The 12,009-nt window shown below is 44.0% G+C and carries 11 protein-coding genes; all 11 read left to right on the top strand.

Going from position 1 to position 12,009, the window contains the following annotated elements:
* The first annotated feature begins 9 nt into the window (after positions 1–9).
* Positions 10–969, top strand: a complete 960-nt coding sequence (locus CALPO_RS0108450; protein WP_035172491.1) for an ABC transporter permease — start codon at positions 10–12, stop codon at positions 967–969.
* 48 nt (positions 970–1,017) lie between these two features.
* Positions 1,018–1,917 carry a carbohydrate ABC transporter permease gene (locus CALPO_RS0108445; RefSeq protein ID WP_026486916.1) on the top strand — a complete coding sequence of 300 codons (900 nt, stop codon included), beginning with the start codon at positions 1,018–1,020 and terminating at the stop codon, positions 1,915–1,917.
* A 66-nt stretch (positions 1,918–1,983) separates the two neighbouring features.
* Complete coding sequence (locus tag CALPO_RS0108440; RefSeq protein ID WP_026486915.1) at positions 1,984–3,666, top strand: ABC transporter substrate-binding protein; 1,683 nt, start codon at positions 1,984–1,986, stop codon at positions 3,664–3,666.
* Positions 3,667–3,723: 57 nt separating this feature from the next.
* Positions 3,724–6,543 (top strand): glycoside hydrolase family 3 C-terminal domain-containing protein, encoded by a 2,820-nt coding sequence (locus CALPO_RS0108435; RefSeq protein WP_026486914.1) that lies wholly within the window; start codon positions 3,724–3,726, stop codon positions 6,541–6,543.
* A 130-nt stretch (positions 6,544–6,673) separates the two neighbouring features.
* Positions 6,674–7,126 (top strand): ECF transporter S component, encoded by a 453-nt coding sequence (locus CALPO_RS0108430; protein ID WP_051586002.1) that lies wholly within the window; start codon positions 6,674–6,676, stop codon positions 7,124–7,126.
* Positions 7,123–7,854 (top strand): hypothetical protein, encoded by a 732-nt coding sequence (locus tag CALPO_RS0108425; protein WP_026486912.1) that lies wholly within the window; start codon positions 7,123–7,125, stop codon positions 7,852–7,854. The genes CALPO_RS0108430 and CALPO_RS0108425 overlap by 4 nt, the downstream gene beginning before the upstream one ends.
* Positions 7,855–7,947: 93 nt before the next feature.
* A complete protein-coding gene (gene hemB / locus CALPO_RS0108420; RefSeq protein WP_026486911.1) occupies positions 7,948–8,922 on the top strand; it encodes a porphobilinogen synthase in 975 nt (324 codons plus the stop codon).
* Positions 8,904–9,485, top strand: a complete 582-nt coding sequence (locus tag CALPO_RS0108415; protein ID WP_026486910.1) for a precorrin-2 dehydrogenase/sirohydrochlorin ferrochelatase family protein — start codon at positions 8,904–8,906, stop codon at positions 9,483–9,485. Before hemB ends, CALPO_RS0108415 begins: the two co-directional genes overlap by 19 nt.
* Positions 9,478–10,776: a glutamate-1-semialdehyde 2,1-aminomutase gene (gene hemL / locus CALPO_RS0108410; RefSeq protein ID WP_026486909.1), complete on the top strand. Its 1,299-nt coding sequence runs from the start codon at positions 9,478–9,480 to the stop codon at positions 10,774–10,776. The genes CALPO_RS0108415 and hemL overlap by 8 nt, the downstream gene beginning before the upstream one ends.
* 74 nt (positions 10,777–10,850) lie before the next feature.
* Positions 10,851–11,552 carry a polysaccharide deacetylase family protein gene (locus CALPO_RS13655; RefSeq protein WP_051585934.1) on the top strand — a complete coding sequence of 234 codons (702 nt, stop codon included), beginning with the start codon at positions 10,851–10,853 and terminating at the stop codon, positions 11,550–11,552.
* Positions 11,553–11,554: 2 nt separating this feature from the next.
* Positions 11,555–11,980 carry a YkoP family protein gene (locus CALPO_RS0108400; protein ID WP_026486908.1) on the top strand — a complete coding sequence of 142 codons (426 nt, stop codon included), beginning with the start codon at positions 11,555–11,557 and terminating at the stop codon, positions 11,978–11,980.
* The last annotated feature ends 29 nt before the right edge of the window (positions 11,981–12,009 follow it).

The following is a 12,009-nucleotide window of genomic DNA, read 5'->3' as shown; positions in this document are numbered from 1 at the left end:
GGGATGGATTTGGAGAGGACAGCTGTACAAGGCAATGAGATAGTTAACGCAGTTAAGAGAAAAAGAGTGAATCTAAAAGTTTTAAAAGAACAGAAGTATTTATTATTTATGTCGTTACCGTTTGTGGTATGGGTAATCATTTTTAGGTACATACCTCTGTGGGGCTGGACGATGGCGTTTCAAGATTATAGACCGGGAAAGCCTTTCTTTGAGCAAAATTGGGTTGGATTCAAGCAGTTTATAACATTGTTTACAGAGTCGACTTTTTATCAGGTACTGCGGAATACTCTTGCCATGAGCCTTTTGGGTTTAATCTTTGGCTTTGTTGTTCCTATAATGTTTGCTTTATTGCTTAATGAATTGAGGAATATAAAATTCAAGAGAACAGTTCAGACAATTTCTTACCTGCCGCATTTCGTATCCTGGGTTATAGTGGCCAGTATTGTCACTACAATGCTTTCACCATCAGGAACAATAAATACTCTTCTTACAAAATGGGGAATTGTTAAAGCGCCTGTGGGCTTTCTTACAGAGCCGTCGTTGTTCTGGGTTATAGTTACAGTAGCAGATATATGGAAGGAAACCGGTTGGAACGCTATTATTTATTTGGCGGCTATTACCGGCATTGACCCTGAATTATATGAAGCCGCTAGAGTGGATGGCGCTAATAGGTTGCAACAGATGTGGCATGTCACTTTACCTGGTATACGCCCCACGATCATGGTGCTTCTGATTATGAGCATAGGTTCCCTTATAAATATAGGTTTTGAGAAACAGTTTTTGCTGGGCAATTCCCTGGTAAAAGATTATGCATACGTACTGGATTGGTATGCACTGGATTATGGTATAGGATTGTTCAGGTATTCTTATGGTACTGCTATCGGCATGTTTAAATCTGTAGTGAGTATAATACTGTTATTTATAGCCAATTCGGTAGCAAAAAGAATAGATGAAAACAGTATCATATAACAATGTTCATATAACAATGCGTTATATAGAATAGGAGGAAGATTAATTATGAAAGCTAAAAAAGGAGCTGATGTGATTTTTGATATTGTGTTATACAGTATTATGATATTGGTGGTAATTGTTACATTGTATCCGTTTTTAAACGTGCTTGCAATCTCTTTTAATGATTCTTTGGATACAGTTAAAGGCAATGCATTTATCATTCCCAGGAAATTTACATTGAATAACTACAGGGAAATTTTTAGATATTCTAATTTGGGCCATGCATTTTTTGTGTCTGTAGCCAGGACTGTCGTCGGGACTTTAACTGGAGTTATATCCAGTTGCATGCTGGCTTATACGTTGAGCAGAGAAGATTTTGTATTTCGCAAATCTATTACCGCGTTGTTTATAATCACCATGTATGTTTCAGGAGGGTTGATCCCTGATTACCTGTTGATAAGAAATTTACATCTTATCGACAGTTTTTGGGTGTACATCATTCCAGGGCTTATCAGTCCGTTTAACGTTATTGTTATCAGGTCTTTTATTGACGGTATTCCGAAATCGTTACAGGAATCCGCTCGTCTGGATGGGGCAAACGATTTTGTGATTTTTTATAAAATCGTTATGCCATTGTGTGTTCCGGTCATCGCTACAATCGCTTTGTTCATTGCTGTAGGGCAATGGAATTCGTGGTTTGATACCTATCTATATGCCAGTAATGATCCCAACCTGAGCACCCTGCAATATGAATTGGTTAAGATACTCGATAATACCAATGCGACCACTGCGCAAACAGCCAGCATTCTCAATCGAAATAGCAGCAGTGCACTGGTTAATGCTGTATCACCTGAGTCCATTCGTATGGCTATAACGATAATTGCCACTGTGCCAATACTGCTGGTATACCCCTTTGTGCAAAAATATTTTATTACAGGTTTGACGCTTGGAGCTGTTAAAAGTTGAATTGTTTATAAAGGCGCCTCATATACGGGAGGTACCTTAAAAATAAAAATTTGAGGAGGTATTGTAATGAAAAAATTTAAGGCCCTTAGCGTTTTGCTGGTGTTGGCATTGCTCATGACTTTTTTAACAGCGGGATGTAAAAAAAGTGAGATTAAATCTACCTCGACCACGTCAAAGCAGACCTCTGACAAGAGCCCAATAACCTTTACATTTTTTAATGCTGATGGGAGCTTTAGCGATGATTTCAAAAACCCTGTAGCTAAGGAGATCACCAAGCGTACTGGAGTAACGCTGAAAATTGATTATCCTGTTGGGCAAACTGGCGAACAGAGAATTTCTCTTATGATTGCCAGCGGCAAATATCCGGATCTCATTTATGCAAAAGGCGATACGCCTAAACTTATTGAAGCTGGCGCGTTGATTCCATTAGATGACTTAATAGAAAAATACGGTCCTAACATAAAGAAGCTTTACGGTCCATATCTAAACAGATTGAAATACAGCAAGGATGACCCTCATATCTATACCCTTGGCGCTTATGGCGTAGGTTCGGCGATATGGCAGCCCAGCCCTACATTTTACATTCAGCTGGCTGTATTGAAGGAGCTAGGCTACCCAAAGCTTACAACATTACAGGATTTTGAAGATGCGATTAAAAAATACAAAGAGAAACATCCTACGATAGACGGGCAGCCGACAATTGGACTGTCATTGCTTGCTGATGATTGGAGATGGTTAATCAGCGTGGGTAATCCTTCTGGTTTTGCTTTGGGGTATCCGGATGATGGACAGTGGGCTGTAAATCAGCAAACATATGAGGCAACTTACAAATTCCTCCTGCCGGGGATGAAAGATTACTATAAGTGGTTAAACCATATGTGGGCAGAGGGATTGATAGATCGGGAGTCTTTTACGCAAAAGTATGACCAGTATAAAGCCAAGATCGCTTCAGGTAGAGTTTTGGGTCTGGCTGATGCTGAGTGGGACTTTGGCGAAGCGGAGACTGCTTTGCTGCGCGATGGTAAGCCCGAGAGGACCTATGCACCTCTTCCCATTGTCCTCAATTCCAGTATTAAGCATCCTGGTATGAGGGATCCTGGTTATTCTGGAGGCTGGGGAATAGGTATTACGACTTCATGTAAGGATCCTGTAAGGGCTATAAAGTTCCTGGACTGGATGGCTTCTGATGAGGCGCAGATCCTCAACAACTGGGGCATAGAAGGCGTGAATTACAAAATAGCAGACGGTAAAAGGGTAATCCCTGAAGAGGAATGGCAAAAGAGGAACACTGATCCGAACTATTCCAAAAAGACAGGAGTAGGGTTGTATGTGTATCCTTTCCCGCAGAGAGGAGATGGGGTTAAAGATCCTACAGGGCAGTACTATACGGTAAATTCAGAGGAAACCATAATCAAGAACTATAATTCTGCGGAAAAAGAGGCTTTAGCTGCCTATGGAGTGAAGATGTGGAGGGATTTATTTCCACCTACCAGCGATTTTAAGGTATCACCTTATGGTGTAGCCTACCAGATACCCATTCCTAACAGCAGTGACCTAACGGTTATACAAAAAAAGGCTGATGACTATTGCCAGAAGGCTATCCCTCAAGCGATTATGACAGATCCCTCAAAGTTTGATGCGGCATGGGATAAGATTCAAAAGGACCTCAAAGCTATGGGGATAGAAAAAGCCAATCAGGAGATGACAAAACTTATTAAGGAAAGAATAGAATTATGGAATAGTAAATAATAAAATGTGGGTGCGGCTAATGATGCCGTGCCCAAAATTGTGTAGGGGGTTGATAGCGTGGACTTTCCCTTTAGAGATCCGGGCTTACCGCTGGATGTAAGAGTGAATGACCTTATATCGAGGTTGACATTAGATGAGAAAATACACCTTATTCCCACCCGTCAAGCTGCTATTGAGCGACTGGGGATTAAGGAGTACCATGTTGGAGGAGAGGCTGCCCATGGCCTCGTATCCAGGTCAGGTGCCGCGACGGTTTTTCCCCAACCTATAGGGTTGGCTTGCACATGGGACCCTGAGTTGATGCGGCAAATAGGTTCTGCCATGGGGGATGAGGCAAGGGTATATTATAAAAGGGATGGAGAAAAGGGTGGATTGACTTTATGGGCTCCGACTATAGATATGGCGAGAGATCCCAGGTGGGGCAGAACCGAAGAGGCTTATGGAGAAGATCCGTATTTAACCGGTAAGATGTCTGCTGCATTTGTGAAAGGATTACAGGGCGATCACCCATTTTATTTAAAGGCTGTTGCTACGCCTAAGCATTTTTATGGTAACAACAATGAAAAAAATCGTCTATGGAGTTCCTCGAGTATTGATCCGAGAAACAAAAAGGAATATTACTTAAAAGCATTTAAACCTGCATTTGTAGAAGGCGGGGCGTATTCGCTGATGACGGCGTATAACGCTGTAAATGGAACGCCTTGTATTGTTAATCCTGAGGTACAAAAAATCGTAAAAGAGGAATGGGGATGTAAAGGCTTTATCGTCTGTGATGGCGGAGACATGAGCCAGACTGTTGAATACCATAACTACTATAAAACCCATGCTGAAACTGTCGCCAATGCAATAAAAAACGGCGTGGATGTCATGACGGATGATCCTGAGCTGGTTGTAAAATCTATAAAAGAAGCATTGGAAAGAGGGCTTTTGTCTGAGGAAGATCTCGATAAAGCGTTGAGGAATATTTTAAGGGTAAGGTTTAAGTTAGGACAGTTTGATCTAAAGGATATCAATCCTTATGCCAGTATTCCCGAATCCGTGCTCTGTAGCAGAGAGCATGCAGCCTTGTCATTGAAGGCAGCCCGTGAAGCGATTGTATTGCTAAAAAATGAAAATAATACACTTCCTTTAAGTAAGGATAAAATCCGTAAAGTTGCGGTTATAGGTCCCCTGGGGGACGTGGTATACAGGGATTGGTATACCGGTATACATCCGTACAGGATAACGCCATTGCAGGGGATAAAAAATAAATTACCGGACCGAACTGTGGTGTATGTGGACGGAAGTGATAAAATAACACTTTTATCGTTGACAAACCACAGGTATATATCTGTAGATAAAGAACGCGGTTTATTGATAGCCAATAAAACAGAGGCCGGAGAAAGGGAAACTTTTACTCTAACTGATTGGGGTTGGGGGAGCTTTACTTTAAAATCCCATGCTAATGGTAAATACGTGACTACAGACGATAAGGATATAATGGCATCCGCTGAGGATATCTGGGGCTGGTATGTCAGGGAAATCTTTAATTTCAATCTAGAAGATGATGGCAGCTATACGTTAAGAACGTGGAACGGCCGATATGTAGCTGTGTCTGATGAAGATAATCGCCTTAGAGTAAGTGAGAAGGCTGAAGTGGCATATGATGCAAAATTTAAAGTGAATGTTGTAATGAACGGAATTGATAAAGCAGTAGCTGCAGCCAAAGAGTCAGATGTAGCCATTGTATTTGTGGGCAATCACCCGCTGATAAATGGCAAGGAGGAAATCGATAGACCTGATATTACATTAGCTCCTGCTCAGGAAAATCTAGTAAAGGCTGTGTACAATGCCAATCCTAATACAGTGTTGGTCATCGTAGGTAGTTACCCTATGGCGGTTAATTGGGCGAATAACCATATCCCGGCGATTTTATATACAGCTCATGGGTCTCAGGAATTAGGAAACGCTATTGCAGATGTATTATTTGGCGATTACAGCCCGGCAGGAAGATTAAATATGACTTGGTATCGTTCTATAGACCAACTGCCGGATATTATGGACTACGACATCATTAAAGGCAAAAGGACTTATATGTATTTTGATGGAGAGCCCTTGTATCCATTTGGGCACGGTTTGACTTATACCGACTTTCGTTATAGCGATTTAAAACTTAACCCGGATCATGTTGGTGCAGAGGGGAAGGTTACCGTAAGTGTTAAAGTGGAAAACATCGGATCTGTAGCCAGCGATGAAGTGGTTCAAATGTATGTAAGCGCCGTTGCTTCCAGGGTAAAAAGGCCAATTAAAGAATTAAAAGGTTTTAAGAGGATACACCTGCTGCCGGGGCAAAGCCAGGTCGTTAGGTTTTTATTGCCCGTTTCTGATCTGGCTTTCTGGGATGTAACAAGAGATAAATTCTGTGTGGAATCAGGTTGTTACAAAATAATGGTTGGAAGATCCTCAGCGGATATCAAGCTGTGGGGTACTCTTGTTGTAGATGGAGAAACAATACCTCATAGAGATCTGACAAAGATAACCAGGGCGGAAAACTATGACGATTATTTTGGCATTCTATTGGATGAATGCAAAGAAGGTGGAACCTGTATAAGCCATATAGATGACGGGGATTGGATCATGTTTGATGATGTAGACTTCGGGAGCGGGGTATCGTGTTTTGAAGTAAGGGTGTCCAGCGATACGGAGGGTGGCGTCATTGGATTAAGACTTGACGATGTTGATGGAACTGTTGTAGGAATTTGCGCTGTGCCTGGCACGGGAAACGGACAATCATGGACAACAGTTAAATGCCCCGTAACAGGTGCTAAAGGAATACATAGGGTTTATCTTAAATTTACAGGTAAATTTAAGATAAGCTGGTTTAGGTTTATGCGGTAGGCCATGAATATAACGCATTGACAACTGTTGCTAGCGAGATTTATAATGAGTCCACAACCAAAGCCACAGGGCATTTGGTCGCGGACTTAATTTTTTAAAGGGGGGTTTTTGTGTGAAAAATATTAGGACCATGACCATGGTAGCGGTGCTTATAGCCCTTGGTGCTGTGGGGGCAACCGTTAAGATTTTTAACACCGTAGCTTTAGATTCTCTACCAGGGTATTTTGCAGCCCTTTACCTTGGAGGATGGTACGGAGCTATTGTAATAAGCGTTGGGCATATGCTGACGGCGATTACCTCGGGTTTTCCCCTGGGCCTTTTAAATCACCTGTATATCGCTGCCCAGATGGCGGTTTACGCTTACTTATACAGAGTTGCGTACAAAAAGGCCAAAGCCTATGGCGCTGTGATAATGGGTACAATTTTAAATGGCCCTGTAGCGTCTGTCCTTATGGTACCTGTGATGGGTTGGGGGTTTTTTGCCACATGGGTGTTGCCCATCACTCTGGGTTCATTGATCAATACCTTTTTAGCGGTACTGGTGTACGAGGTGATGCAGAAAAAGGGGCTGACCCGTGCATGATACGGAGGTACAGGGATGCGCTTATAATGGATGGGGGAGATGAGGTATTTGTAGTCACGTGCGATAGCCTTGGAAGTATAGGCCGTAAGCCTTTGGATGCGTTAAAAGTAGATGAGGAAATAGTAGGAAGATATACTCTAAGAGTGGCATTGGCTGAAGCACTATGCCTGGGGGCGTGGCCTTTGGTGGTCTGCGATACCCTGTGCAATGAGATGTTTCCTACAGGTAGAAAGATTATAGAAGGCATAAAGAAAGAGCTTGAAGAAAGCGGATTTTACAACATACCCTTGACAGGGAGCACAGAGGAAAATTTTGAGACCATGATGACGGGAATAGGGATAACGGTTATAAGCAAGGCGAAAAAAACCTCGCTAAAAGTGGACAAGGTCCGCTCAGGTATGAGTATAGCTTTGGTGGGGTATCCTCGAGTGGGTCAGGAAGTAATGGATTGTTCTGATGTTTTGTCTTTAAGAGATTATATAGCTCTGGGGAGATCAAAGGAAGTGAAAGAAGTTGTACCGGTAGGGTCCAGGGGTATAGCTTACGAGGTATCGGTTATTGAGGGTATATCAAGTTGTAAGTTTTTAGGGCATTTTCCCTCCTATATTGACGCTGCCAAGTCAGGAGGGCCCTCTACCTGCGCCATCGTGGTATACGAAAGACAGGATGACGAAAAGGTGAGGAGCCTGTGCGATAAACCCTTTACTCCGTTAGGCATCGTAAGGTGATAATGGACTACAGTTAAGAAAGTTATTGTGATATAATCGAGGTAGTAGATACGCTTTTACGTTAAACATTTTGTGTAAAAGGGAAGTGTAGATATGCAAATATACAAGAGGCCCAGGAGGTTAAGGTATAATTCCCGGATAAGGGACATGGTGAGAGAAACGCGCATTAATGTCGATTCTCTTATGTACCCTGTTTTTGTGGTGCACGGCAGAAACATCAGGCAGGAGATTAAAGCGATGCCAGGAGTATGCCGTTTCTCCATTGACGAGTTGTTGAAGGAATTGAGAGAGGTTGTGGACCTTGGGATTCCGTCTATTATGGTATTTGGAATACCCGACCGCAAAGACGATTTAGCCAGTGAGGCTTACGACCAAAATGGTATCGTTCAGCAGGCTGTAAAGGCTATTAAGGATAGTTATCCCCAATTGGTAGTCACCACTGATGTGTGCCTATGCGAATACACAGCCTCCGGTCATTGCGGGCTGGTGAAAGACGGGAGGATCGTCAATGATCCTTCTGTGGAGCTCATAGCCAAGACCGCACTATCCCATGCTGTGGCTGGAGCTGATGTGGTGGCGCCTTCTGATATGATGGACAGCAGGGTGGGCGCTATACGCAGGCTATTAGATGACAGCGGATATGAGCATATACCTATAATGGCCTACAGCGCCAAATACGCATCGGCGTATTACGGGCCGTTCAGGGAGGCGGCGGATTCTGCACCTAAATTTGGTGATAGGAGTTCGTATCAGATGGACCCTGCTAATGGCCGCGAGGCCTTGAGAGAGATTGCCTTGGATATTGAAGAGGGAGCGGATATCGTCATGGTAAAGCCTGCTATGGCATATCTGGACGTAATTGCAAAGGCCAGAGAGGCTTTTAACTGCCCAATAGCGGCGTACAATGTCAGCGGTGAGTACGCCATGGTAAAAGCTGCTGCTTTAAACGGTTGGATAGATGAAAAGGCCGCGGTGATGGAGATGATTACAGCTATACGCAGGGCCGGCGCTGATATAATAATAACGTATTTCGCAAAGGATGTGGCCAGATGGCTTACTACCCTGTGATGCTGGATATTGCGGACAAAAAATGCCTTGTAGTGGGAGGAGGGGCTGTGGCCGAGCGCAAGGTAAAGGACCTGGTAGGGGTAGGGGCCAGGGTTACCGTCATAAGCCCTGAAATAACACAAGGCATCGCAATGTTGCACAGAGATGGCTTTGTAGACGTGGTGATGCGGCGATACCGCAGTGGAGATGTGGATGGGTACAGCCTGGTTATAGCTGCTACAGGTGATAAGGTCGTAAACCAGCAGGTGTATAAAGAGGCTAGGGACAAAGGCGTGCTGATAAACACGGTGGATCAAAGGGAGATGTCCACTTTTATATCGCCAGCGGTATTGAGAAAAGGCGATATAGTAATAGCTATCTCCACATCAGGCAAGAGCCCTCTTTTGGCTAAAGAGCTCAAAAAATTTCTGGATGAAATCATATCCGAGGAAGTGGCAGAAGGGGTAAAAGAGCTGGGGGATGTGAGGGAAAAGGCAAAAAGGCAATTTGATACGCTGGAAGCCAGGACAGGTTATTACAGAGAGGTGTTAAAGAAGCATTTAAAGAGGTGGTTGTATGAATAGGCCCATTTCCGACGCTTTATTTGAGAGGGCAAAAAGGGTGATGCCTGGTGGGGTAAACAGCCCTGTCAGGGCGTTTAAATCGGTGGGCGTAAACCCTCCTTTTATAGCCAAGGGATACAAGAGCCATATATGGGATGTGGACGGCAATGAATACGTGGATTATGTAGGGTCATGGGGGCCTTTGATTTTGGGCCATGCCCATCCAGCTGTGGTTGAGGCGATAAAAAAACAGGTAGAGCTGGGTACCAGTTATGGGGCCGCTACCGAGCTTGAGGTAAAGATGGCTGAGCTCATATGTGAACTGGTGCCTTCAGTAGATGTCGTAAGGATGGTCAACTCGGGCACGGAAGCGACCATGAGCGCTCTCAGGCTGGCCAGGGGTTATACGGGGAGGGACAAAATAGTCAAATTCGCCGGTTGTTACCACGGTCATTGCGACAGCTTGCTTATAAAAGCTGGTTCGGGGGCTACTACCTTTGGAATTCCTGACAGCAAAGGAGTACCTGAGGACGTGGCCAGGGATACGGTAGTGTGCAGGTATAACGATGTGGAAATGCTTGAAGCGGTTTTTGATGAGTTTGGCCACGAAATCGCAGGTGTGATAGTAGAACCGGTGGCCGGAAACATGGGCACGGTTGTGCCCAAACAGGGGTTTCTTAAAGCGTTGAGGGATTTGACGTTTAAGTACGGTGCGCTGTTGATATTTGACGAGGTCATGACAGGCTTTAGGGTTTCGCTTCATTGCGCCCAGGGCCTTTACGGCATCGACCCTGATATAACCACCTTCGGCAAAGTGATAGGAGGGGGATTACCTGTGGGGGCTTACGGCGGGAAAGAGGAGATTATGAGGCTTGTATCCCCTGATGGGCCTGTGTACCAGGCGGGTACGCTGTCGGGCAATCCCCTTGCTATGGCGGCTGGTTATGCAACGCTGACCGTGCTTAAAGAAAACCCCGAGATTTACGAGAGGTTGGAGCAATCTGCTGAATATTTAAAAAGGCGATTTGTGGACATCGGCAGCCAAAGCGGAGTAGATATAAAAGTCAACAACGTCGGTTCCATGATGACGGTGTTTTTTAACGATGAGGATGTGGTGGATTACGAAACAGCGTTGAATTCCAGGACAGATATATACGCTGTGTATTTTAGGGAGATGCTGAACCAGGGGATATACATGCCTCCATCGCAATTTGAGACCTTTTTCATCAGCGCTGAGCATACCAGGGAGGATTTGGACAGGACGGTGGAAGCGTTTAAAAAGGCGATGCAGTCTGTAAAATCGGTTTTATAAAGGTTCATGGGCTTGATTAGTGTATTGCGCTGGTATAAAATATACTCAGAAATATGGAATGAGGGGAAATCGGGTTGTTATATGATCTCATAAACTATTTTTTGGTGTTGACGGTTTTGAATGTATTAATACCTACTTTTTTTGCCAGATTGCTTCATTATAACGTCCTTTGGAAGGGGAGAGCCGAGGGCAAGTACGTGGTGTTGACTTTTGACGACGGTCCCGATCCCCTGTATACGGAAAGGGTGCTGGATATACTAGACAAATACCAGGTTAAAGCCTGCTTTTTTCTCGTAGGTGAGAAAGTTTTAAAGTACCCTGAGGTAGCCAGGCATATAGTAGAAAAAGGTCACGAGATTGGCGTTCACGCTTTTCGACACAATTTAAGGTTTATATTAAATCCATTAGTTACCAGGGCAGAGCTTATCAAAGCTTACAATGCCATAAAAGAAATCACAGGAGTTTCTCCCTCTTATGCCAGACCGCCATGGGGCTGTTTTAATCCTTTTTTTTACAGGGAATGTAAAAAGCTTGGCTTCAAAGTGGTCTTATGGACGTTTATGAGCTGGGATTGGGGGAAGACTACCGCGGAGTACATAGTAGAAAAGGTTTTGTCCAGGGTGAAAGAGCGCTGTATACTGATATTTCACGACAGCGGTGATACCCCCGGCGCCTATAGCAGCGCTCCTGAGGTGATGATAAAGGCCCTGGATATGATTTTAAACAGGCTGAAAAGTGATGGCTATAGCGTAAAATCCCTCAACGAGGTGTGTTAACTGTGAAGAGCTTTTTTTTAAGAGTGTGGATGGGGTGGGAGAGGCTATTTGAGAAAATTTTCGGCATTGTGTATATAAGCGACGATAATATATTTAGAGTGGCTTTGAGGGTATACCGAGGTAAAGCTATCCAGCTCTCCGATGGGACTGTTCTCAGAGGCGGTGATAAATACATTGAATTGCATTTTAATAATCAACTGGCGATGAGCGTTTTAAAAGATGTAAATCCCATGGCTATGCTGAATTGGGCAAGATCCAGTTTGATAGGATTGGCACGGTTTATAAAAGAGGGACCCTACGCTAAGGCTGATGTCATTATGGGTCTTACGATCTTCAGTTTAAAAAGCATTGAGCGCTTCGGATTTGAGATTATGGAGTTAAATCGCGTGGAAAGGCGTATAGTGTCTTTGTACGAGAGGTTTCTGTAACTGTATTCCACGGCAGGGCAAAAGGGAAA

The organism is Caldanaerobius polysaccharolyticus DSM 13641 (assembly GCF_000427425.1).
GTDB lineage: Bacteria > Bacillota > Thermoanaerobacteria > Thermoanaerobacterales > Caldanaerobiaceae > Caldanaerobius > Caldanaerobius polysaccharolyticus.
The sequence above is the reverse complement of the archived record's forward strand: the minus strand, read 5'-3'. Positions and strand labels throughout refer to the sequence as shown.